General features: G+C 51.3%; 25 protein-coding genes. 6 read left to right on the top strand and 19 right to left on the bottom strand.

What is annotated here, in order from left to right; genetic code table 11:
- The first annotated feature begins 57 nt into the window (after window positions 1-57).
- A complete protein-coding gene (locus tag LA337_08335) occupies window positions 58-453 on the top strand; it encodes a lysozyme inhibitor LprI family protein (protein UBI17684.1) in 396 nt (131 codons plus the stop codon).
- Here the strand turns inward: LA337_08335 and rutR are convergent.
- From rutR to LA337_08320, 3 genes are all read right to left on the bottom strand, one after another.
- Window positions 450-1088 (bottom strand): HTH-type transcriptional regulator RutR, encoded by a 639-nt coding sequence (gene rutR / locus LA337_08330; GenBank protein ID UBI17683.1) that lies wholly within the window; start codon window positions 1086-1088, stop codon window positions 450-452. The genes LA337_08335 and rutR overlap by 4 nt on opposite strands.
- Before the next feature lie 58 nt (window positions 1089-1146).
- A complete protein-coding gene (locus tag LA337_08325; GenBank protein ID UBI17682.1) occupies window positions 1147-2061 on the bottom strand; it encodes a DMT family transporter in 915 nt (304 codons plus the stop codon).
- 165 nt (window positions 2062-2226) lie between these two features.
- Window positions 2227-2400 carry a general stress protein gene (locus LA337_08320; GenBank protein ID UBI17681.1) on the bottom strand — a complete coding sequence of 58 codons (174 nt, stop codon included), beginning with the start codon at window positions 2398-2400 and terminating at the stop codon, window positions 2227-2229.
- Between the two features lie 386 nt (window positions 2401-2786).
- Here LA337_08320 and wrbA point away from each other — a divergent pair, with 386 nt between their 5' ends.
- Window positions 2787-3383: an NAD(P)H:quinone oxidoreductase gene (gene wrbA, locus LA337_08315; protein ID UBI17680.1), complete on the top strand. Its 597-nt coding sequence runs from the start codon at window positions 2787-2789 to the stop codon at window positions 3381-3383.
- A 20-nt stretch (window positions 3384-3403) separates the two neighbouring features.
- Window positions 3404-3631 carry a YccJ family protein gene (locus LA337_08310; GenBank protein UBI17679.1) on the top strand — a complete coding sequence of 76 codons (228 nt, stop codon included), beginning with the start codon at window positions 3404-3406 and terminating at the stop codon, window positions 3629-3631.
- A gap of 38 nt (window positions 3632-3669) precedes the next feature.
- On the opposite strand, the gene agp is transcribed toward LA337_08310, so the two are convergent.
- The 16 genes from agp to LA337_08230 all read right to left on the bottom strand — a co-directional run bounded on the left by agp (window position 3670) and on the right by LA337_08230 (window position 19425).
- Complete coding sequence (agp, locus tag LA337_08305; GenBank protein UBI17678.1) at window positions 3670-4911, bottom strand: bifunctional glucose-1-phosphatase/inositol phosphatase; 1242 nt, start codon at window positions 4909-4911, stop codon at window positions 3670-3672.
- Window positions 4912-4998: 87 nt separating this feature from the next.
- Window positions 4999-5706 carry a winged helix-turn-helix domain-containing protein gene (locus tag LA337_08300; GenBank protein ID UBI18422.1) on the bottom strand — a complete coding sequence of 236 codons (708 nt, stop codon included), beginning with the start codon at window positions 5704-5706 and terminating at the stop codon, window positions 4999-5001.
- A gap of 69 nt (window positions 5707-5775) precedes the next feature.
- Entirely contained in the window at window positions 5776-6531 is a 756-nt protein-coding gene (locus LA337_08295) for a sulfite exporter TauE/SafE family protein (GenBank protein ID UBI17677.1), read from the bottom strand.
- 86 nt (window positions 6532-6617) lie between these two features.
- On the bottom strand, window positions 6618-7106 hold the full coding sequence (locus LA337_08290) for a hypothetical protein (GenBank protein UBI17676.1): 489 nt from the start codon (window positions 7104-7106) through the stop codon (window positions 6618-6620).
- Window positions 7107-7130: 24 nt separating this feature from the next.
- Window positions 7131-7616, bottom strand: a complete 486-nt coding sequence (locus tag LA337_08285; protein UBI17675.1) for a TlpA family protein disulfide reductase — start codon at window positions 7614-7616, stop codon at window positions 7131-7133.
- Window positions 7603-8298: an ABC transporter ATP-binding protein gene (locus LA337_08280; GenBank protein ID UBI17674.1), complete on the bottom strand. Its 696-nt coding sequence runs from the start codon at window positions 8296-8298 to the stop codon at window positions 7603-7605. Before LA337_08280 ends, LA337_08285 begins: the two co-directional genes overlap by 14 nt.
- 4 nt (window positions 8299-8302) lie before the next feature.
- Window positions 8303-9433, bottom strand: coding sequence for an FtsX-like permease family protein (locus LA337_08275; GenBank protein UBI17673.1), 1131 nt, complete (start codon window positions 9431-9433; stop codon window positions 8303-8305).
- Window positions 9423-10706 carry an ABC transporter permease gene (locus LA337_08270; protein ID UBI17672.1) on the bottom strand — a complete coding sequence of 428 codons (1284 nt, stop codon included), beginning with the start codon at window positions 10704-10706 and terminating at the stop codon, window positions 9423-9425. Before LA337_08270 ends, LA337_08275 begins: the two co-directional genes overlap by 11 nt.
- Before the next feature lie 2 nt (window positions 10707-10708).
- Entirely contained in the window at window positions 10709-12088 is a 1380-nt protein-coding gene (locus LA337_08265; GenBank protein ID UBI17671.1) for a Fe-S-containing protein, read from the bottom strand.
- Window positions 12089-12289: 201 nt separating this feature from the next.
- Entirely contained in the window at window positions 12290-12817 is a 528-nt protein-coding gene (locus LA337_08260) for an iron transporter (GenBank protein UBI17670.1), read from the bottom strand.
- Between the two features lie 29 nt (window positions 12818-12846).
- Window positions 12847-14796 (bottom strand): FTR1 family iron permease, encoded by a 1950-nt coding sequence (locus LA337_08255; protein UBI17669.1) that lies wholly within the window; start codon window positions 14794-14796, stop codon window positions 12847-12849.
- A 274-nt stretch (window positions 14797-15070) separates the two neighbouring features.
- Window positions 15071-15823: an NADH:ubiquinone reductase (Na(+)-transporting) subunit C gene (gene nqrC, locus LA337_08250; protein UBI17668.1), complete on the bottom strand. Its 753-nt coding sequence runs from the start codon at window positions 15821-15823 to the stop codon at window positions 15071-15073.
- Window positions 15824-16017: 194 nt separating this feature from the next.
- Window positions 16018-16524, bottom strand: a complete 507-nt coding sequence (locus LA337_08245; GenBank protein ID UBI17667.1) for a protein disulfide oxidoreductase — start codon at window positions 16522-16524, stop codon at window positions 16018-16020.
- Window positions 16514-17137 (bottom strand): DsbA family protein, encoded by a 624-nt coding sequence (locus LA337_08240; protein UBI17666.1) that lies wholly within the window; start codon window positions 17135-17137, stop codon window positions 16514-16516. Before LA337_08240 ends, LA337_08245 begins: the two co-directional genes overlap by 11 nt.
- Entirely contained in the window at window positions 17134-19014 is a 1881-nt protein-coding gene (locus LA337_08235; GenBank protein UBI17665.1) for a thioredoxin family protein, read from the bottom strand. The genes LA337_08240 and LA337_08235 overlap by 4 nt, the downstream gene beginning before the upstream one ends.
- Window positions 19015-19062: 48 nt before the next feature.
- Complete coding sequence (locus tag LA337_08230) at window positions 19063-19425, bottom strand: copper resistance protein (GenBank protein ID UBI17664.1); 363 nt, start codon at window positions 19423-19425, stop codon at window positions 19063-19065.
- A gap of 550 nt (window positions 19426-19975) precedes the next feature.
- On the opposite strand from LA337_08230, the gene dsbA reads away from it, so the two are divergent.
- The 3 genes from dsbA (at window position 19976) to cbpM (ending at window position 22017) form a co-directional block, all read left to right on the top strand.
- A complete protein-coding gene (dsbA, locus tag LA337_08225) occupies window positions 19976-20599 on the top strand; it encodes a thiol:disulfide interchange protein DsbA (GenBank protein ID UBI17663.1) in 624 nt (207 codons plus the stop codon).
- A gap of 204 nt (window positions 20600-20803) precedes the next feature.
- Window positions 20804-21724, top strand: a complete 921-nt coding sequence (cbpA, locus tag LA337_08220; protein UBI17662.1) for a curved DNA-binding protein — start codon at window positions 20804-20806, stop codon at window positions 21722-21724.
- On the top strand, window positions 21724-22017 hold the full coding sequence (cbpM, locus tag LA337_08215; GenBank protein UBI17661.1) for a chaperone modulator CbpM: 294 nt from the start codon (window positions 21724-21726) through the stop codon (window positions 22015-22017). Before cbpA ends, cbpM begins: the two co-directional genes overlap by 1 nt.

Below are 22017 nucleotides of genomic sequence, written 5' to 3'. Positions count from 1 at the left end.
TTGTGGTTAATTAAGGCTCCGGTAACGGGGCCTTTTTTTATGAAGTCAGAGGGAAGCATGAAACGAATCGTACTGACATGTGCAGCGCTGCTGCTGAGCGGCCAGGCGCTGGCGGATGACTGCGCCAACGCGAACACGCAGATTGAGATGAACACCTGTGCAGCAGAGCAATATAAGGTGGCCGACGCTAAACTTAATGAAACGTATCAGAATGCGCTGAAGCGCGCCGCCCCAACCCAGCGAGATTTACTGAAAAAAGCGCAAACCTCATGGATAACCCTGCGCGATGCAGACTGCGCGTTAATCAGTTCTGGCACCGAAGGGGGTAGCGCCCAGGCGATGATATCCAGCCAGTGCCTGACCGATAAAACCAACGAGCGCGAAGCGTTTCTCGCCTCACTGTTACAGTGTGAAGAGGGTGATTTAAGCTGCCCGTTGCCGCCAGCCAGTTAACGAACGCGGATCCCTTCAATAATCATCCGCTGTACGTTCTCCACCGTTTGGTTAAAAAAGGCTTCATCACGCAGCGTTGCGCCCGTCACCGCCTCTACCTGCGGGGCAAAGTCGGCGTAGTGCTGGGTTGAAGCCCAAATCATAAAAATCAGATGATGCGGATCGACCGGAGCCAGTTTTCCGCTTTTTATCCAACCGGCAATCAGCGCGGATTTCTCGTCAATCAGCGTTTTAAGATCCCCCTCCAGTTCAGCCATCAATAAAGGCGCCCCAGCCAGCATCTCCATACAAAACAGCCGTGAGGCCTGCGGGTAATCGCGCGATACTTCCAGCTTAAGGCGAATGTATTCTTTAATGGCCACCAGCGGCGCAAAGTCTTCGCGAAAAGCCTTCAACGGAGCCAGCCAGATGTCGAGGATTTGCCGTAAAACAGCGATATAAAGCACCTCTTTTGACGGGTAGTAATAAAGCAGATTGGTTTTTGATACGCCCGCCTGCTCAGCAACCTGTTCAAGACGCGTGCCGTGGATCCCATATTGGGAGAAGATATTTAATGCCGCGGTTAATATGGCCTGGCGTTTTGCACTGACGGCCTGCGAGCGCTTACCTGTTTTTTTCTCTGCGCGTTGGACCATGCGCCCTCTCCTTCTTGTGAGGGCGTCAGCATACCAAATCACGCGGTGAATGGTTAAATTAAAGCGACTCCGGCGGCGCCTCTTGCGGCTGCGCTTTTTTCTTTTTGAACTTCAGCTCACTGACCAGCACACCAACAATAATGAATGCCGCGCCAAGCAAGGCAAGTAAAGGTAAGCGTTCACCTGCCAGACGACCAAAAATCCCGGCCCACACCGGCTCACCGGTATAAATAACCGTCGCGCGCGTCGGCGAAACGCTGCGCTGCGCCCAGTTCATGGTGACCTGAATAATCGCGCTGAAAATTCCGAGCCCCAGCGCCACAACCAGCAATCCGGTAGACATTGGCGGTACGGTCTCTTTGGCCGGGCCCATCGCAATAAACGCCACTACCGAAGCGGTCGCCAGTTGCACTACCGTTACCCGACGTACATCCACTTTTCCCGCCCACGCGCTAATCAGGATAATTTCTGCCGCAATCGCCACCGCGCCAGCAAGTGTTATCCACTCGCCTTCGCCTAAAGCCAGCAAATTGCCTCCCGGTCCGGCGAGAAAAATCAACCCGATAAAGGCCAGCACAATGCCGACACACGGCATCAGTCCGGGCATACGTCCCAGACACAGCCATTGTAAAAGCGGTACCAACGGCACGTACATCGCGGTAATAAAAGCCGATTTGCTACTGGGAATAAACTGTAGCCCCCAGGTTTGCAAACTATAGCCCAGCGCAATTGCGATACCGATCGCAACGCCTGCTTTAACTTCCAGCCACGTCAGCTTATGCAATGTGCGTAAAGACAAAAGCGCGACCGCCAGCGCGGCGGTGGCAAAACGGACACCAACAAAGAAAAAAGGCCCGCTCAGGGTAACGGCATATTGCACCGCCAGAAACGTGCCACCCCAGAACATGGTGATCACAATGAGGATCGCTTCCTGAGGTTTAACAGAGAAGGAATAACGAGATAGTAATGACATGAGACACCCGAGTAACTGAATGTCATTAGTCTGCGTTGCGTTTTGTTACAGTTCAACCTTGCAGACAAAAAAAACCGCCGGAACAAACCGGCGGCGGTAGGTGGCTACGTAACGTCTGGCTCTGAACTTCAGCCGTCACGACATATCTGACAGATAGCCCGACAATTACGATTTGTTGTTGCCGTGGCTATTTTTGCCCCCTTTTTTACCTGCCTCTGAAGCGCGTTGCGGGTCATTCTTAAAGTTGCCCCCGCTGTGCTGGCCACCTTTTCGACCTGCTTCTGATGCTCTTTCGCGGTCTTCCGCAAAATTACCGGAACCGCCCCGATGGTTTGCCATTACTGACCTCCGTCATTGATTAGACATCATATTGCATAGGTACTGAGGAGTGATACCTCACGCAGCGTTATGGGCTATGCCCTGAAAATAACTGCGTGGGATTAAGCATAGTGAAGCGTGGCCTGGGCGGCCGCTAACTGTAATATCCTGCAACAGGATTGATGATGTTCAAGAAATAGTCACACTGAGAAATCAATAAGTCTTTCTTATGACTACCGAATTTTACCCGGTTAAATATGTATCATTTTGCAACAAGAGAGGTTGTTATAAAAATTGTTATAAATCAAAGAAGTGATTGTGAAATTTGCACTCCTGACAGTACGTCATATCTTTAAAGGTAGGTAGCGAGTCGCTACGGACACGGTTAACTCGAGGAGTAGTGTAAAATGGCAAAAGTTCTGGTGCTTTATTATTCCATGTACGGACACATTGAAACTATGGCCCATGCAGTCGCAGAAGGCGCAAATAAGGTAAATGGCGCGGAAGTGATTATTAAGCGCGTACCAGAGACCATGCAGCCTGAGATTTTCCTTAAGGCTGGTGGCAAAACACAAAACGCACCAGTCGCAACCCCGCAAGAACTGGCTGATTACGACGCTATTATTTTTGGTACCCCTACACGCTTTGGCAATATGTCCGGTCAGATGCGCACCTTCCTCGATCAGACAGGCGGGCTGTGGGCGTCAGGCGGCTTGTACGGCAAGCTCGCCAGCGTATTCAGCTCGACAGGGACCGGCGGCGGTCAGGAACAAACCATTACATCAACCTGGACTACGCTTGCCCACCATGGGATGGTAATCGTGCCTATCGGTTACGCAGCGCAAGAGCTGTTTGATGTCTCTCAAGTTCGCGGCGGTACACCTTACGGCGCAACCACTATCGCCGGAGGCGACGGCTCTCGCCAGCCAAGTCAGGAAGAGTTATCTATCGCCCGCTATCAGGGTGAATATGTCGCTGGTCTGGCAGTAAAACTCAACGGCTAATCTTCAACAGGAGGATTCGAATGCCAACTCAAGAAGCGAAAGCCCATCGCGTCGGCGAATGGGCAAGTCTGCGCAATACATCGCCGGAAATAGCCGAAGCCATTTTTGAAGTCGCGCATTATGACGAGAAGCTGGCGGAAAAAATTTGGGAAGAAGGTAGCGACGAGGTACTCATCAAAGCCTTTGAGAAAACAGACAAAGATTCGCTCTTTTGGGGTGAACAGACTATCGAACGTAAAAACGTTTAGCGCTCAGACTCCCCCGCGAACACGGGGGAGTTTTTCTTTTACTTAGCCGCCTCATTCAGCACGCTGTCGAACTTATCTATCGGGCAAAAACCATCCGCATCTATCGGACACCCTTTCAGCTCCAGCGTTACGCGCTGCGCCGGGGATTTCAGCGTCAGAACGTCTGCATTACGCAACTGCTGCGAGCTCTGATACACGTACTCGATTTTCATCAGATCACGATTTGCGTTGCTGTCATGCCAGCGCTGGAAGACAATCTTTCCGCCAATCGGCGTACGCTCGTTCTGGTCATGAAGCTGGTATGGTTTGAAATCCAGCGCGGTGAGCAGCGATGCGATGTTGGAGTCATGCCCCACCAGCACCGTTATTTTCGGCGCTTTCGCGCGTTCAGTAACCAGCGCATTATCAATATATTTCACCAGCGGTTTAGCCACGTTCTGCGCCACTTCCGGGGAGGTGAACAGGCTGTCCTGATAGCCGTTTTTCAGCTTCGACAGAACCTTCCACTGCTGATCGGATTTAATCTCCCCCCAGGCAACCTGGTCCATCGGGAAGCCTTCGTAATATTGCAGCGTGAAGGCATCAACCAGAGAGTTCCCTACCTTCAGCGGCCCCGAAACCCCAGGCTCTTGTTGGTATTTCGCGCTAAATGTATCTTTGGCATCGGTCAGGGAACACTGCTGTTTTTCTTTGCAGGACGGTGAGTCTTTGTAGTCAGTCATTTGCTCCAGCAACTGATAGCTGTCGTTGAGCTGCATTTTGCTGCGCTCTTTCTCCATTGCCTGCACGGCCTGCTGGCTGAAAGCGGCGGAATCATCAGTGATCACTGGGTTAAATGTGGGATCCATGGTGCCCATTTTGTCCTGATGATGGACCGGAACATCGCACCCCGGGAAAGCACCGGTGACAAAAAACTGCGCCGTAGCAACCGTACGCTGCAGGCTGTTAGCATAGGTATAAACCGTATCCGGTGCCGGACATTCTCCCGATTTCACCATCCCCTGTTCTGCCAGCCACTCTCGCATGTAGTGGCCCATATAGATTTCCAGCACACCGCCTTTGGTGGTGAGTTGTCCTCCGGGGACATCCCATTCTGGCCATTGTTTTGGGGTCGACTGCTCAAGGACGCTGCCATTGTTGGCTAAAGGTGCGCGTAAGTTATGCCGACTCATCATCAATACTTGCATAAGCTGATAGCCTTCCGGCGCGGTCTGCGCCTGCGCGGCGGCTGACAATAATACAGCGCCTGCCACGGCTGTGGCGATTAACGATTTATTCATCCCTACGACCTCTTGTTGTTATCAATCACAACAGAGTGTGACAGAAATATGACATATTTCCGGGAACGCTTTCGCAAAACGAACCATCTACCGTGTCGTTTTAACACCGAACTCGCTTTCGAGTTTGCGAATGCCAAGCGGAGTGAAGGTGACGCGTCGGCTATTGAGTTCCGTTTTTATCCAACGCTGGTCAGTCATCCAGCGTAGCAGCGATGCGCCAAGCTCGCCGCCGGGATGGAAACGTCGTTCGCTCCAGTCCAGACAACCGCAGGTTAGCTTCCGCCGGGATGAACCCGTCGCCAGGACAATCCCCATCTGGGCCAGCTTTTCCTGCCCAAGCGGCGTTAGCGTTTCACCATCCGGCGTTAACCACTGACGGGAAACCAGCGTGTCGAACAGCCTCACCGCCACCTCCCCGGCGAGATGATCGTAGCAGGTTCGTGCATGCCGTAAGCCTGGCGGCGTCGTGATTTTGCGGGGCGTTGATGTCGCCCACGCCACCCCCATCAAACGCTCCAGCAGTTCAGCAATATCGGAACCTGCAAGGCGAAAATAACGATGCCTGCCCTGCGCAAGCGCCACAACAAAGCGTTGTTCGCACAGACGCGCCAGATGCGCGCTGGCAGTCGACGCTGATACATCCGCCACAGCGCTAAGTTCGGTTGCGGTCCAGGCGCGGCCATCCATCAAGGCGCACAGCATACGCGAGCGCGATTTATCGGCCATAGCAGCCGCAGTGAGCGCCATTCGCGACTCCAGAGCGCCCTCTTCTTCACTTAACATCTCTGATGCCATAGCGACCTCTTTGCCCCTGAATGCCTGAAGTAACGATGCCATGATAGCGCCCTAAAGTCACCGCACCGGTCACGCCGCACGCAACATCATCTCCATACCCAACCCAACCAGACAAAACAGAAAACAGCGTTTAAACACAACAGGAGAAATAACCCGTCGCACACGGGTTCCTAACCACTGACCAATCAGCGCAGGAACAATGGCCAACGCCGATAAGCTTAGCGACTGTACGGGCAGCGCATTGTGCCACCACAAACCAAGCGCCAATGCCAGGGTCGAAAACGTAAAAGAGATCCCGAGCGCCTGTACCAGTTCATCTTTCTCAAACCCCAATGACTGGATCCAGGGTACGGCGGGCATTACAAACACGCCGGTTCCGCCAGTCAATAAGCCGGTCACAAATCCAATGACGAGGGAAAACGATTTTTCATGCTGCGGAGCCACCGCGATTTTCTTTCCAGCCAGCGTCCAGATAGCGTAAGCCACCAACGCCACGCCGAGCGCAAACTGGGTACGGGTGGTGTCGCCACCGGTAATCCACGCGCTGGCAAGCAGTGTCGCTACCACCACCGTCAACAGCATTGGCCATAGTCGTCTGAGTAATTGACGCGTATTTCCGCCACCGCCAAACTGAAAAAGATTGCTAATCAGTGAAGGCAACAGCAGCATGGCTGCCGCGGCAACCGGCGAAATAAGCGACCCCAGGATCCCCATAGCCACGGTGGGCAATCCCATACCCGTAACGCCTTTCACCATCCCGGCGAGGACAAACGTGGCGGTAATCATCATCACCAGAGCGGATTCATACGCGTATACATTGGCCATTCTTTATTTTCCCACAAAAAAAGATAAGCCAGGTTAAACGCTAATATGAATACTTGCTTCGTCGGGTAACGAAATATGCCATCCGATTAATCGGAGATAATCACTTCGCTGCGAATATTACGTGCAGAATATAAAGTTCCGTCTGTCAGGTACAATTGATGAAAGCGTGTATTATCTGGAATGTTGTGCAGAAGGGAACGTTCAGTATCAATGAACTCCCGTTGTATCCGATAATGAACCGCATCGTCAGTTTCAAAGGAAACGTATTCCCGTTTGGTATACGGTTTACTTTTTAATTTCACATATACAATGTACTGCACCGTACTGAATGTCAGTCCGGTTTTTGCTGCAATCTCTTTCAGATTTAATGGTTCAGAAGACGTATAGAGAGTTTGTACTTGCTCAATACGTTTTTGATTGTAGGCGGATACCCGCAGGCTGAGTTTCAGTCGATACGCCATATTGCGCACAACCGTAATATTGGTGCGAAGCATCAGTGCAATCTGCTCCGTCGTAAGAACACCTGCATTTTCATGCAGGACGGCCAGACTCTCTTTATTCCACCGGAATGCCATATAGCGTTTCTCTCTGTATCGCGTTCATCGGGCGGCCATGCGCGCAAACGTCGCATCTAACTCAGATGATTTCCGCATCCCCTGGTGTAATTCCAGCACGCGACCTTCCCTGTCAATCAACACAGAGGTTGGCGTACCGATGACCTGATAGCGCTCCTGGGAAATCTTAAGCTGATCGCGAAGTACCGGGTAAGAAACCTGATGTTTCGCCAGTAAGCCATCTATTTTAACCGTCGCCGGATCGGTATTCACTGCCACCACCACAACCTTATCACCCCACTTTTTACTTAGCGCTTCCAGCGCGTCCATTTCGGCAAGACAGCCACCGCAACTCGCCGACCAAAAGTTTAGATAAACAGCCTTTCCACGCCAGCGTTCAAGCCCGGCCTCTCCGCCCTGCAAGTCGAATGTTGCCAGCGCCGGGGCTTGCTGTCCAACCGCCAACTTCTCTTCCTTACATCCACTAATCAGAACCAAAGTGGCGAGAGTTAATATGTTAATCCAGCGCATGTTGATTAGCCTCCTCACCCAGATATTTGCCATGTTGCAGACGGATAATACGATCGGCAAACAACCCAAGCGCCGGGTTATGTGTCACCATCACAATCGTACGCCCCTGACGATGCAGATCTGTGAGTAGATCGAGCACCCGCTGTTCATTCTCTTCATCAAGGTTACCCGTGGGTTCATCGGCAAAAATTACCGGCGGTTCATTGACCAGAGCCCGGGCAATGCACACCCGTTGCTGTTCCCCTCCGGAAAGTTGACTCGGCAGGTGCGTTACCCGGTGTCCAAGCCCCACCTGTTCCAGAACCTTTCTGGCAGCAGCTTCATCCACAACGCTGTGGTAGTGCTGTGCCAACATGATATTCTCCAGCGCGGTTAAAAACGGGATCAGATGAAACTGCTGGAACACCAGCCCTATTTTTTCTGCGCGAAAACGGCGGCGCCCCTCTTCATCCAGTGCGGCAGCATCTATCCCATCTAAAAATACCTGACCTTCTGTTGCAGTATCCAGGCAAGTCAGAATATTCATCAGTGTCGTTTTCCCTGAACCTGAGGCGCCCATAATAGCGACAAACTCGCCCTGCACTATTTGCAGGTTGATATTATCTAAGGCGGTAACATCGCCGAACCGTTTATATAAATGGCGGGTTTCTATTGCCATTGACGGGGTCTGCATAACGGACATGGCGTTACTCTCCTTTCAACACTTTTGCGGGTTCGACGCTGACCGCACGACGGACCGGGACAATCGCCGCCAGAATGGCGACCAGTAAAGATAATGTCAGGGTGACCGGCAGCACTGGCCAGCGTAGTGAAATAGCGGCATTAAATACGGTCAGCCCAAGCAATTGGGCTAACACGTACCCTAATAACCACCCACAAACCACTGCGGCCAGCGCGATAATGCAGGTTTCCAGAAGGATTTGCCGGACAATATCGCCGTTGCTGGCTCCCAACGCTTTTTGCAGCGCAAACTCCCGGGCTCGCTCACCAACAATGGCCATCAACGTGGTATTCACACACAAAGATGACAGTGCAAGGATCACGACCGAAACCAGCCCCATTAAGCCTTTTATCTTATCCAGCACCTGTCCTTCTGAAGCAGAGACTTTCCGGATTGGGCGTATTTCCAGGTCCGGGTATTGAACCTGTAAACGGCTGGCAAAGTTTTCCACCTGGCCGACATCATTACTGACACTCATGAGTCCATGGCTGATTTTATCGGACTGATGCAGCCACGCCTGCGCCACATCAAGACTCACAATCAACATGTTATCTGTCGCATCACCGGCTTCAACAATGCCTTTAATCTGTAAGTTTTTACGCTGATTGTGATCCACCAGAATAATGCTATCGCCCGGCTGGACATTAAGGCGCTCTGCCAGTTTGACGCCTATCATCGCATTGCGATCGTCGAAACTGACACCAATCCAACTCCCTTGAACCTGCCAGTACGGCACCAGCTTTTGTAAGGATTCAAACCACACGCCGACAATCACCACCTTTTCCAGCTCGGTGCGCGCCATACCGTATAGCCATGGGCTGGCTCCATGAACCAGGCCTTGTGGCGCCTGATCTAAAATGGTCTGCAGCTCTTGCTGCGGCATACTGGAGCCATGGCTTGGCCCGATATAGAAATTTGCGCCAAAAGTTCGTAATTCCTCACTCATTTTGGTATTGATGTCGAACCACACCGCTGACAGCGCGGTCACAATGGTCGCCCCCACCATCAATGCGGCAAATACCACGCTAACCCGCTGAAAGCGCAGACGCAGCGCCCGCCATACCAGTAACCAGAGCATTGTCCGTTTAGCGGCCATACAGCACCTCCACAGGATACAGGCGGGCAATACGCCGAGCCGGGAACCAGGTGCCAATCAGGGCAATCAGGACCGCAATCACCAGTACACATGGCACCACAATCCAGGCAAAATTCAGTGGTGCAGCAAATAGCATCAAGCCAATCGCTTTCGCCATTCCCCAACCAGCTATACATCCCAATGCTCCTCCGGCCAGTCCACTGGAAGCGGCTTCAAGATAGAACAGCAGCATGATTTGCCATTGATGCGCGCCAAGCGCCTTCATCAGGCCGATCTCTTTAGCGCGTTCCATAATGGTGCTGGTCATCAGGGACGCAATTCCCATCGCCGAAGCCGCCAGTGCTGCGACGGTCACGACCGCCATCAGCAACTGAATTTTATCGATAACGACCCCTTCGGATGCAGCAACCTGCCACACTGGACGGACTTCTGCACCAGAAATAGCCTCCTCCAGTTGATGTGCAATGGACGAGACATAGGCCGTGCAGTACCAAAGGTCGTATTCTTCAGCATTCAATGCGTCAAGATTTTCACGCGCCCGACGCGACAGCTCATTTTCCGGTACCGTCAGCGCCGAGACACGAATAGCCTGCACTTTACCGGGTAAACCAAGCAGCGCTTGCGCCGTGCGCAACGGCATAACCAGTTGGTTATCCTCATCCCCGCCGCTAGAGAGGATTCCGCTGACGGTCACGTTCAACGCTGTTTTACTGGTACGAATTACCAGTTGATCGCCTGGCTTCCAGCCCGTTTGTCGTGCCAACGCATGGCCAACCAATGTTTGAGGGACATCACCAACAGGCTCCTGTGGCCATTGACCAGTAACCTGCCAGAACGGGCTTACCATTTTCTGCCCCGTTTCAAACCCTTCTTCATCTGGAATATCCACCGGCTGACTGAAGAAGGTGCCAAGAATACGTATTTTTTTGCCGTCGATGTCGATATCACCGCCGAGCATAGGAGCAAAGCCGACAATGTTGTTACGCCAGAAAATATCCTTGATGTTTGGTAGTTCCACTTCATCCAGGAAATCCTGTTCTGAGAGTGGATTACTGTTTTCACTGAAAAGCGCAGGCAGTGCCGCCTGCCCGGCTGGTTCAATCAAAATATTGGCACCATAAGACTTCAGCTCTCTGGACATTTTATCGCCAATATCAATCGACACCGCCAGCAGTGCGGAGATCAGGCTGGAAGCAAGAAAGACGGTTACAATAGCCAGCCCCTTGCGCCGGAGATTGCGCCCCCAGGATTGTCGTAACATTCGCCACAACATTGTTACTCCTCCCTCAATTCGGCAGGAACGAACTGTTCCGGTGTTTTACGGAAGCGGTCGTAATTTGCCTCAGATGAGAAGAACCAGGTTTTGCCGCCATAGCTGTATTTGTAGTCAGCAGAGGTATTTGTCAATGTGGAGCCGTCAACCGGGTCGGTCACCTTGATGGTCATTACCGTCGAGAAATAATTCACGCCAGCAGCCAGTTCTTTACCCGGGATCACCAGCTCTTTCTCATCATTACGCCAGTTTTCAATCGGCACCGGATTGCAACCGCCAGGTTTACCAATCGAAGGAATGAAAATGTGTACCCCGCAGGCCACGCAAATAACCTGATTCCCTTCCATCACGTAGCCCTGATCGCCACACAGCAAACAGGCATCAAAAACCACACCCAAACGCAACTTGTCGGGATAACGGTTAATCACGAAAAAACGTACAGCTTTACCATCATCTGCTACCCAGACAAAGCGGTGCAATTTGCCATCACGGAGTTGTTCTATTGGCAGATGAACCATGCCATCACTAGCAAGTTGTACCGGAATTGCCTCTGACAATTGCGGAGGCTGAGAGGCGACTTTTTCCCACCAAAGCTGTCCGGCGATCACGACCCCCGCACACCCTAACGTCACCAGCCAAAGACGAAACGCATTTCGACGATGCGCCAACGCCAGTCGATGTGCTATCGGCTCATCGGCTTCACGCGTCTGTCGGATAGCGCGAAGCAGCGCCGGTATCCAACACAGCGCCAGAACAAGTAACAGAGCGGCCCCCAACCAGTTATACATCGCCGCGTTGTTTGTCACTTTGGCTACGAAGCTCAATAGCGATTTCGCCAGCGGCAGTACCTGCAGTTTCATTAATAACAGCAACAGATTGCCGCTTAAGGGCAGCCAAATCATTACCATCAGAATCAGGGTTAACGGCCAGTAAAGTCCACGAATCCGACGCAATAGCATGGCGCAAAGCACTCCCGCCAGGCAGAGAATCGCAAATGCCAATAGCATTGCCGTCAAATTCAACAGCAGATCGGTATTGAGTACATGGGTGCTGGTTAATCCGCCGAGATTAGGATCCAGTGCCCAGTGTCGGGCAGCGCCAAACACCAGAATCCCCTGCCACAGGTAGCGAATGCGGTTTGATACCCACCAGAAGCTCAACACAAACAACAGCGTAATCATCACTTCTGTACCGACCAGCAGTAATTGCACTGGCTGCGAACCACGGAGGGTGAGCCCCACCAACACACCAACGATTAAGCCTGTGAGTAAGGTCCAGACAAGTGGGCGCAAAGAAGGGGGATCGTTGCGACTCCAGAGAACCCCGGAGAGCAACGCAACGCAGAAAAAAACCTGTAGTGTCGTGACAAAAAAATAACTCATAACATCGACTCTGTACGGCGGATTGAATGATGTAACTATCCAGATATATCGATAATTTAGAGCCTGCCCATCAGAGGGAATAGTTTGCAGTCAGGTGGGATGTGGGCAGCGCAAAACAAATCATAGGTACACCTCGTACATAGGATTGGGAGCACTGCCCGGCCCAACATGGCAAATAAAGCAGCCTGATGGGAAAAGCGCTTAGTTCAGGCCGACGTATTTAAATTCATAGCTCACATCAAATGGTTTCCACCAGCGGCCAACGCCTGTTTCACTGTCTGTATGACGATGCATTCCCGCTTTTGACGGCGGCTCGATGTGGTAGGTCACTTTATAGTTACCCACACCCATCATCTTGATGTTAGCGCCGTAATGAGGACCATCGCTGGCGACCATCGGCATGAAAGTACCTTCTTGTTTTTCACCTGTATCACTGTTAATTAAGGTGTAACTGATGGTCAGATAAGGGATCCACTCGCCTGCGCCAAAACCATTTTTACTGCCTTCTACTGCATGAATATCCGCCTCAAGGTGAATATCGGCTTTTGCTGCCGGTAACCCCATGCCGCGCGGTTCCATATCGATTGGCTGCAGATACACAGCGGCCAGTTCCATCTCATTCATGGTGACAGGCTCGCCCGCCGGATACTCCTTAAAGGCAAACGCGGCCGGAGCAGTGAAAATACCCGCCATCACTGCACTGGCAATCAGGGTTTTCTTCATGGTCATCAGACATATCCTCTCGTCTTAAATAACAGCTATAGATTATTTTTTATCGTTTCCCCTGGAACAGAGCTTTTCCGCCGCATCACCCACAGCGCCACCAGCGCCGCAAGCAGTAATACAATCTGCGGTAATAACGTTTCCACGTAGGGATAAATTCCCAACCAGCTGATTTCAGGCATGCCGTTAATCAACGTTGGCTGGAACAGTTTGCCTTCCACCAGTTCCAGAACCCCTTTGCCCGCAAATACAAAAGCCATCAGGTACATAAAACTGCCGGTAAACATAAAGAATGGCTTCAACGGCAGACGTACGACCGAGTAGCGCATGAGGAGCCAGGCGGCCAGCAGGACAACACAGCCGATAGCAAAACCTGCTGCAATCGCCATATGGCCAGAAATATCATTCGCGTCCCCGACCAGGGCATAGTAAAACAGCACCGTCTCCGCCCCTTCACGGTAAACAGCCAGGAAGCTTGTCAGCCAGAGTCCAACCAGTGAACCGCGGGAAAGTGAGTGAGACAGCTTTCCTTCCAGCCAGGCTTTCCAATGGCGTGCCTCGACTTTTGACAGTAACCAGTAGCTCATAAAGAACAGCATAACGACGGCAATCAGCATCGTTACGCCTTCCAGCAATTCACGACTGGCACCGGAATTAGTGAACAGGAGCTGGAATATCGCAGCGGTAATGACGCTTGCGATTAGTGCGACAACCACCGACTGGCGAATCAGCGGCAACTTATCCTGGTGATTGTTTTTCACCATATAAGCTACGATGGCCGCCACGATAAGCAGTGCCTCCAGACCTTCGCGGACAATGATCATCAGGCTATAGAGCAGCAGACTCCACTGGGTCTCTTCTCCTTCCCCCAACATCGCCACCGCTTTTTGTAAGTCCTGCTCCAGCGCGCTGGCTTCGGCGTTGAGTCTTTCCACTGGCTGACCAGCTTTCATCAGACTAACCAGACGCGTAAAGTAAGCCTCCAGCGAGGTCTTAAACGCCGAATCGCGAGAACCAATCTTGTTTTCCATACCGCTGGCTTCAAAGCGGTCAAAATAACTATCTTGAACATCCAGAATGGCATTCTTCGCATCGCCCTGCTGATAGCGGGCAATCGCGTCCTGAATACTTTGATGGATACCTAAAGACACGGCAGTCCAGTCTGCGCGAGCTTTGTCATCCTCAGCCACTGGAGCACTTCCCGTATTTTGTTCCGCTGTAACCTGCTGTTCGTCACGGGTAGTGGCCAGACCTGGCAGAAGATCCTCAATATCCTGTAACAAAGTAGTGACCTGATATGAAACATCATTCAGGCGATCCGGCTGCGCGGTGAGCGCAATCAGCGCAGAAAATTGCTGATTGATCGCAGCTGCGTCTTTTGCCGATCGATTCTGTCTGACCGACATTTCCATCTCTGAGTTTTTGAAACCCTGATAGTGCGCTTGCTGGACGTTCTGGCTGGCTACGCTTAAATTCCCAGCCTGATAGTTATTTACCGCCTGGGCCAGCAAATCGTCGATAATGCGAAAACTCTCTTGCCAGTGTACGGCGATATCCGTTCTGGAAAACGCATTGTGCTGCTCTTCGGCAACCAGACGATGCCCGCCATCTAACACGGGTTCAACTTCACGCAACGAAGCTTTAAGCCAGTCAATTTTGGCCTGCACGTCTGAGAAAGATTTTTTTTCGCCAATCATGCGTCGGATCTCACCAAAAGCGCTTTCCATCTCATAACTTTTGCTGGCGGAAATGTTGATTCGAATAGGACCTTCAAGGTTTTCAAATACCTCAAAGTAGGCCATTTGCACCGTGCGTCGCGCCTCATCTGTTTGCTGTTGAGAGTAAAGTTCTGCCGTTTTATCAAGACGTTGCTCAATATCCTCAATAAACGGCGCATAGTTTGTAGCAGCCCATACGTGAAGGCTTACAAACAAGCTACAGAAAGTGGTCAGCAGGAAAAAACTGAACTTACGCACGGCACGCATCCCGTAAAATACAAATGATAATTATTATCATTACCGATTTTTGATTGTGCTGTACATGACCTGGATCATAAAAATGTCAACAGGTGACAAGTTATGTAAATTTATTTCATGAAAATGTGATGAATACAGAATTGAGACAGTCTGGATTTATTGATGCAGACGTTAAGACAGGAGTATTTATAGACTCTAAGGAATAGAACTCGCCCAATACTCGCTGACGCAAATCAAGTCGACAGCGAGCATGAGGACAAATATTATTTAATACAAAAAATAATTAGGGCGCTATTATATCAGGATCACGAGTAATCCGTTGCAGAAAACGGCCATAGCCCTGCTCGCCTGTCCAGTAGTTGATACTGTTCTCTACCCCCATCGATGTCAGAGTTGCACCAGAAATACCATCTACCGTATATTCATCGATATTTCCCGATTTTTCCTGAGTTATTCTCAGCACTGGCTTCCCGTTATTATCAACCACTTTTTTACCCGGCCACTGCTTACGCCAACTCTCATCTTCCACTCTGGCACCCAAAAATGGAGTTTCCCGCTGTTGGTAGTAATACAGGTTTTTAACCGTACGTCCGTCTGGGTCAAGGGCCAGAAAGGCATGCATCATCGACTTCGCACCCTTACCGAAAATGGGTAGTATAATTTGTTGAATTTTATTGTTTTTATTCTTGACCAGATAAACATCTGCAATTGCACAGCGCTGATAAATCTTCGCGGGATCATGTTCCGGAGCGAGCTTTTTACATTCCTGCGTCACGGCATCGTCTGCCACCCATTCACCAGAATCCAGATTTACCTTACGCGACAAAATATAACGTTGAAATAAATTTTTTATTGTTTTTTCATCCTGCACGTCTGATTTCAGCAGACCCGCGGCATGCAGAATAGCAGCATGTTTCTCTTCACTGGTTGGTTCAGTTAGTTCCCCCTGATACATCATAAAAAAGGCAATAGCAGCAATAAAAATAAGGACACAAAACACCATCATTGATGCAACAATAATTTTACCCTTGCCCATTATTCTATAATCCCTGTAAGAAATAAGATATTTAAAACACCATCAGATATGCCATTACCTTTGTAGATTTGCAACTACAGAAAAAATCAAAAATATATAGCCATTAGTATATGGTTTAGGGATTTAATATCAGAACAACCTGTTTTTATTACCTTTTTATCGTAAGAAAATGCCGGGTTCCCCCGGCATAAATATCAGAACGTTGTTGCCCACCACAGCCGAAGTTTCATGCCCCAGTAGCTGGTCCAGCCGCTGGTTGTTGATACCACCCGGCCCTGGGACATCACCACCAACGTGGGCGTAACGCTGATCGCCCAACTACGGGAGATTGCCCCGTTAGCATCATTGATGACCGGAAAGTCCACGCCTTTACGCGACAGCCAGTGCGAGACTTCCGCTTCACTCCCGGAGCGTAGCGCAATGGTCATCACGTTTTGCCCTTCCGAGCGCAGCCTGGCGACTTCCGGCGTCGTGAAGCGGCATACGCCGCACCAGCTCGCCCAGAAATAAAGCAGCACCGGCTCGTCTTTGCTGAGTGCCGCCAGCGTGACGGTTTCACCATCCAGCGTTTGTAAAGGCGTGCTGTCAAAAGAGGCAGGTAGCTGCGGCGCGCGCCAGGCATCCATCAGCAGCATCCCCCCCGCTAACAGCGCCAGTAAGATCAGTCCTTCGCGCAGCCAGCGGCGCAATTTACTGAGCATTGGCCGCCGCCAGTTTTTCTTTTACCACTTCCTCAAGGGTTTCCCACGGCACCGCACCGGGAATAAGTTCATCACCAATAATCGTTGCGGGGGTTCCCTGCACTCCCACCAGTCGCGCCAGTTGCAGGTTAGTGCTCAGCGTTTCAGCACTTTGGGCGTCCAGCGTAACCGGACTGGCCCCCGATTTTTCCTGCGCCTGTTTAATACTGACGTCGGTATGATACCCCTTCTTCTGCATCAGTTTTTCATGTAGCGCCAGAAACTGCTGCGGATGCTGATGCCAGGTGGTCAGCACGGTCCGCGCCGCCAGTTCCGAACTTTCCCCTTTAAACGGCAGCGGTTTAATCACCACCGCCACATCAGGATATTTCTGCACTATTTTTTCCAGCATGGGATCTAACTGTTTACAGTATGGACAGTTGTAATCAGTGAAGTTTATCAGGGTCAGTTTCGCCTGCCTGGCGCCAATCCGCGGGCTATTGGGATCGTTAAACAGGGCTTCCTGAATTAATGCTTCAATTTGCTTTTCCTGTTCCGGGGTAAACGGTGCAGGCTCTTTCGCTACGCTGACGGCTGAAAACAGGGTTAACAGCAGAACAATCATCATCTTCATGGGGTGACTCCTTTGGCATCGTTCAACATTTGCAGTACCGCATCGCGGGTTAACAACGTGGGCAACACCTGACCTTCCGGCAGACCGGGGCCATAAATTTGGTTATACGGCACAGCAACCTGGCCGCGTTTTTTCAGAAATTCGGTGATAGCTTCAGATGTCAGCGTCCAGTCGCCGCGTAACGCCACCACGTCCGGCTGTTGCAAAGCGGCCTGGACGTCATCTTTATGCAATACGTTGTATTTATTTACTTTACAGGTGATGCACCAGTCAGCAGTGACGTCAATGAATACACGCTTATGTTGCGCCAGCGCATCCTCAATCGCCTGCTCGCTGAGCGGTTGCCAGTTCACGCTTTCTTTCGCGCTACCTTGTCCACCAAGCCCTATATGTGGGAGCAGCAACGTCGCAAGCCAGATAGCCGACCCCAGCATCATCATGCCGAGAAGACGCCGCAAAATATTCATCCAGCGTCCTGGACGCGGCAAACGCAGCGCCAGACCGGGACGCAGAGCCACCAGCAGCCACGGCAAGCTCATCCCCAGCCCAAGGGCGAAAAATAGCCCCCACAATGTCGGCAGCGAAGCGGTCAATGCCACCGCCACCGCCGTGCCCAGAAACGGGGCGCTGCACGGCGTAGCAAGCAAAGTCGCAAATGCGCCTTGCCAGAAATGTCCCGACAAACCATTGCCGCCGTGAGTCGCCAGCGTGGTGGTCATCGCCGACGGCAGACGGAATTCGAACCACCCGAACAAGCTGGCGCTGAACGTCAGCATCACCAACACCATGACGCCAATAAACCACGGATTCTGAAACTGAATCCCCCAGCCAAGTGCCTGATTAGTTAAACGCAGCACCGTCATCAATAGCGCCAGGGCCATAAACGAGACCAGAATTCCGGCTACCGATGCGAGGAACTGACGGCGGATCTGGTGACGTTTTTTTTCCTCGACCAGCAAAATAGAGCCCAGCTTCATACCCAGAACCGGTAACACACAGGGCATCAGATTGAGGATTAAGCCGCCCAACAGCGCCATTAGCACCACCTGCCACAACGGGAGCGAGGCGTTTTCAATAACCGGGGCTTCGCCAATCACAAGACGACTTTCCTGGGCAACGCCGTTATCTGCCAGCACCAGCGTGACCGACTTCCCGCGTAAATCCGGCGCGCCTTCCCCCCAACCATCATGAACAGGTACCGTGGCGCGTAACGTCTCTCCTGCAACGTGAATTTGCGGCATGCCAAAATCCGCATCATCAACGGCGTCCAGATATAGCCCTGGTGCATTCCAGCCTCCCGCGCGATGAGCCTCGACGACCAATTCTCCGGCCCTTGCTCCGGCGTGCAGAGTATCGGTCAGACCGCTGGCAAGCGGGATCTGCCCCATCGCCTGAGCATAGTCATGGGCAAAAGTCGGATCCTGAGCTGTGGGCGTCACGGAAAAAGGAAAATCCGTCAACAGGCAAACGTTGCTACAGGTGGATAGCGTCAAAACGCCACTAAGCGTGGCTGGCGATCTACCGCGCACAACCATCGGGAACGTCACCTTATCGTGATAACCCTGGGTAGTGATATTGGCGACCTCAAAGCGCGCAGGGGTTGGCCAAAACCAGTCGACCGTTGGCATTTCGTCTTTCCAGGCGATAGCAGGCGCGACGCCGCCCTCGCCCGGCGAACGCCAGTAGGTTTTCCAGCCGTCCTCCAGTTTGACATCCAGTAACAGACGCGTTTCACCGCCTGCGGACGTATCTGCGCGTAGCCGCACGCTGGCGTGATCGTTATCGGGTGAACGTAGCCAGCCGGGTTCAACCGCCCAGGATACGGGCAGCCATAGCAATAACAGACAGAGCAGCGCCTGTCTGAAAACAGTCATCATAGTTTTTCTCCGTGAATAATTATTTAACAGTCAGCAACGGCTGTTCTGTCATTCACGGAAGACGCAAAATCGCAGATGTACCCTGAGAGTGGGCGGCGAGATGGCTCGCGGAGGGAAAAAAGGCAAACGAAACGCCCGCACTGGCGCCAACAGCGACAGCAGCAGACACAGAACCAGAATAGCGCCTTCAAACAGTACAGGAGGCGCGGCCAGTAATGACTTTGCGCTCAGTTCACAAGGGGTAACGGGTGAAGTCTCGTCGGTCTGCGCTTGTGCGCTGACAACAACGCTTGTGGCAACGGTGTCCATTTGCAACGCGTGCAGGCCCGCCATGCGTTGTGCGGTACAAACCATCACCACAACACATGCCAGACAGAGGAACCACCATCCCATCCGTTGACGTTTCGCCATTACACCCTCGCTAATTGATGCGAGTTATCTTAACCACTCGCCAGGTTTTGGCAACCTTTCCGCTGTAAAGTTATGTCCTGCTATCTGCTGGATATACCGCGATTTTAATCAGATTGAGGTCGGGCTCCCTGACATAAACCGAGCGAATGGGTCCCGTCGCACCGTTTTGTCTGACAGTTGCCCTATTCGTTCACGCGCGACAAGAGAAAGAAAATTGTAGAGGACGTTGGCAGAACATAGCGCATCGTCTTGCAGCTCACCTTTATAAACGAAATGAGAATTAATCATATTTTTATGTTTTGTTATTACAATATAACATTGCCGAAATAAACGAGAAAATATCACGGAAGTTATCATTCGCTATTTACGAAGAGTGCCAAAAGATATTTCTGTGACACTACATAAATAACATCCCGACACGTATTACTGCGTAAATGAAAGTAAGTGTCAGCGCATTTTAATGGGATTATCGTATTATAGACTGACGCAGTGCATGGCGTATTCATTAGCAGTTAATTTGTTTATTAAATGTTATTTAGAGTATATGGAAATGAAAAAATATTTATTACCCCTGATTGGGTTACTTTTTACAGTTAGCGCTCAGGCAGCATCATTTACCGACGGCAAAGAGTATATCTCGCTGGAAAAACCCGTCGTTTCAGCCCCGGCGGCGCTGAAGTTTTTCTCATTCTATTGCCCTTCCTGTTATCAGTACGATGAAGTTTTTGAAATCACTGATAACGTAAAAAAAGTCTTGCCTGCTGATGTCAAACTCACGGAATACCACGTCGACTTTTTAGGCCCTCTGGGGCAGGACATGACGCACGCCTGGTCCGTCGCCATGCTGTTGAACGTACAAGATAAAGTTAAACCGATGCTTTTTGATGCTGTTCAGAAAAAACAAACCATTAAAACAGCGGACGATATTCGTAATGTATTTATCAGCGCAGGCGTCAGCGCCAGTGATTATGATGCCGCATGGAATAGTTTTGCCGTGAAATCATTGACTGCCAAACAGCAAGAAATGGCTAAAGCGGTAGATTTAACCGGTGTACCCGCCATTTTTATCAACGGTAAATATATGATCAATCCGAAAGGACTGAAATCTGATGATCTTAACGCGTTCGTACAAAACTATGCTGATACGGTCCGCTTCCTGATAACCAAATCCTGATGTTCAGCTAATCTCACTATTCGCACCACACAACAGACGCCATAACGTCAAAAGCGCTGTTGGTGGTGCGCAACCGCATCGTTTATAGCAATATCCCTCCTTCACGGTTGGCATTCGCCGTTATCAGGATTACCCTAAACTAAGCGGTGATACCAGTTGTCACGGTTCACCTTCTGCAAGTGTTGATTTACACGAGAGAACGCTATGGAATTAAAGGATTATTACGCCATTATGGGCGTGAAACCGACAGACGATCTCAAGACAATCAAGACCGCCTATCGTCGACTCGCCCGTAAATACCATCCTGATGTCAGTAAAGAGACTGACGCGGAGGCCCGGTTTAAAGAGGTTGCTGAAGCCTGGGAAGTACTGAGTGATGAGCAGCGACGCGCCGAGTACGACCAGCTGTGGCAGCACCGCAACGATCCACAGTTCAGTCGTCAATTCCAGCAAGGAGAGAATCAAAGCTACAGCGCCGAAGATTTCGACGATATCTTCTCTTCCATTTTTGGTCAGCGTGCGCACCAGTCGCGCCAGCGCCCTGCCAGCCGCGGGCACGACATCGAAATTGAAGTTGCCGTATTCCTCGAAGAAACGCTTACTGAGCATAGCCGAACGATCAGTTACAACCTGCCGGTCTACAATGCATTCGGCATGGTTGAACGTGAAATTCCCAAAACACTGAATGTGAAAATTCCGGCTGGCGTCGGTAACGGTCAGCGTATCCGTCTGAAAGGCCAGGGCACCCCCGGCGAAAACGGTGGGCCGAACGGTGATTTGTGGCTGGTGATTCATATTGCGCCGCATCCACTGTTCGATATCGTTAATCAGGATCTGGAAGTGGTCGTTCCCCTGGCACCATGGGAAGCCGCGTTAGGGGCGAAAGTCACCGTTCCGACGCTAAAAGAGAGCATCCTGCTGACCATTCCCGCGGGAAGCCAGGCCGGACAGCGACTACGCATTAAGGGCAAGGGTCTGGTAAGTAAAAAACATACCGGCGATTTGTATGCGGTGATCAAAATAGTCATGCCGCCGAAACCTGACGATGCCAGCGCCGCCCTGTGGCAACAGCTGGCGGATGCACAAAAGACCTTTGATCCGCGCAAAGAGTGGGGGAAAGCATAATGGCTAACGTCACCGTCACCTTTACCATTACCGAATTTTGTCTGTACACCGGTGTATCAGAAGAGGAGCTCCATGAGATTGTCGGCTTAGGGGTAATTGAGCCTCATGAAGACAAGACGTTTGACGACCATGCGCTGACCGTAATGCGTCGCGCGGTGCGCCTGCGTCAGGAGCTGGAACTTGACTGGCCGGGAATTGCCGTTGCGCTAACGTTGCTGGAAGAGAATGCACAGTTACGACAGGAAAACCGCCTGCTGCGCCAGCGGCTGTCTCGCTTTATCAGCCATCCTTAG

It is taken from the genome of Citrobacter europaeus, from assembly GCA_020099315.1.
Taxonomy (GTDB): domain Bacteria; phylum Pseudomonadota; class Gammaproteobacteria; order Enterobacterales; family Enterobacteriaceae; genus Citrobacter; species Citrobacter europaeus.
This window is presented reverse-complemented; position numbering and strand designations above follow the sequence as displayed.

Excerpts from the sequence above, each read along its gene's own strand:
- cbpA (UBI17662.1), top strand. The coding sequence starts at position 20,804 with ATGGAATTAAAGGATTATTACGCCATTATGGGCGTGAAACCGACAGAC.
- LA337_08245 (UBI17667.1), bottom strand. The coding sequence starts at position 16,524 with ATGCTCAGTAAATTGCGCCGCTGGCTGCGCGAAGGACTGATCTTACTG.
- LA337_08320 (UBI17681.1), bottom strand. The coding sequence starts at position 2,400 with ATGGCAAACCATCGGGGCGGTTCCGGTAATTTTGCGGAAGACCGCGAA.
- LA337_08325 (UBI17682.1), bottom strand. The coding sequence starts at position 2,061 with ATGTCATTACTATCTCGTTATTCCTTCTCTGTTAAACCTCAGGAAGCG.
- nqrC (UBI17668.1), bottom strand. The coding sequence starts at position 15,823 with ATGGGCAAGGGTAAAATTATTGTTGCATCAATGATGGTGTTTTGTGTC.
- LA337_08310 (UBI17679.1), top strand. The coding sequence starts at position 3,404 with ATGCCAACTCAAGAAGCGAAAGCCCATCGCGTCGGCGAATGGGCAAGT.
- cbpM (UBI17661.1), top strand. The coding sequence starts at position 21,724 with ATGGCTAACGTCACCGTCACCTTTACCATTACCGAATTTTGTCTGTAC.
- dsbA (UBI17663.1), top strand. The coding sequence starts at position 19,976 with ATGAAAAAATATTTATTACCCCTGATTGGGTTACTTTTTACAGTTAGC.
- LA337_08295 (UBI17677.1), bottom strand. The coding sequence starts at position 6,531 with ATGGCCAATGTATACGCGTATGAATCCGCTCTGGTGATGATGATTACC.
- LA337_08240 (UBI17666.1), bottom strand. The coding sequence starts at position 17,137 with ATGAAGATGATGATTGTTCTGCTGTTAACCCTGTTTTCAGCCGTCAGC.
- LA337_08300 (UBI18422.1), bottom strand. The coding sequence starts at position 5,706 with ATGGCATCAGAGATGTTAAGTGAAGAAGAGGGCGCTCTGGAGTCGCGA.
- LA337_08335 (UBI17684.1), top strand. The coding sequence starts at position 58 with ATGAAACGAATCGTACTGACATGTGCAGCGCTGCTGCTGAGCGGCCAG.
- LA337_08275 (UBI17673.1), bottom strand. The coding sequence starts at position 9,433 with ATGGCCGCTAAACGGACAATGCTCTGGTTACTGGTATGGCGGGCGCTG.
- LA337_08260 (UBI17670.1), bottom strand. The coding sequence starts at position 12,817 with ATGACCATGAAGAAAACCCTGATTGCCAGTGCAGTGATGGCGGGTATT.
- agp (UBI17678.1), bottom strand. The coding sequence starts at position 4,911 with ATGAATAAATCGTTAATCGCCACAGCCGTGGCAGGCGCTGTATTATTG.
- LA337_08235 (UBI17665.1), bottom strand. The coding sequence starts at position 19,014 with ATGATGACTGTTTTCAGACAGGCGCTGCTCTGTCTGTTATTGCTATGG.
- wrbA (UBI17680.1), top strand. The coding sequence starts at position 2,787 with ATGGCAAAAGTTCTGGTGCTTTATTATTCCATGTACGGACACATTGAA.
- LA337_08270 (UBI17672.1), bottom strand. The coding sequence starts at position 10,706 with ATGTTGTGGCGAATGTTACGACAATCCTGGGGGCGCAATCTCCGGCGC.
- rutR (UBI17683.1), bottom strand. The coding sequence starts at position 1,088 with ATGGTCCAACGCGCAGAGAAAAAAACAGGTAAGCGCTCGCAGGCCGTC.
- LA337_08265 (UBI17671.1), bottom strand. The coding sequence starts at position 12,088 with ATGAGTTATTTTTTTGTCACGACACTACAGGTTTTTTTCTGCGTTGCG.
- LA337_08280 (UBI17674.1), bottom strand. The coding sequence starts at position 8,298 with ATGTCCGTTATGCAGACCCCGTCAATGGCAATAGAAACCCGCCATTTA.
- LA337_08230 (UBI17664.1), bottom strand. The coding sequence starts at position 19,425 with ATGGCGAAACGTCAACGGATGGGATGGTGGTTCCTCTGTCTGGCATGT.
- LA337_08285 (UBI17675.1), bottom strand. The coding sequence starts at position 7,616 with ATGCGCTGGATTAACATATTAACTCTCGCCACTTTGGTTCTGATTAGT.
- LA337_08290 (UBI17676.1), bottom strand. The coding sequence starts at position 7,106 with ATGGCATTCCGGTGGAATAAAGAGAGTCTGGCCGTCCTGCATGAAAAT.
- LA337_08255 (UBI17669.1), bottom strand. The coding sequence starts at position 14,796 with ATGCGTGCCGTGCGTAAGTTCAGTTTTTTCCTGCTGACCACTTTCTGT.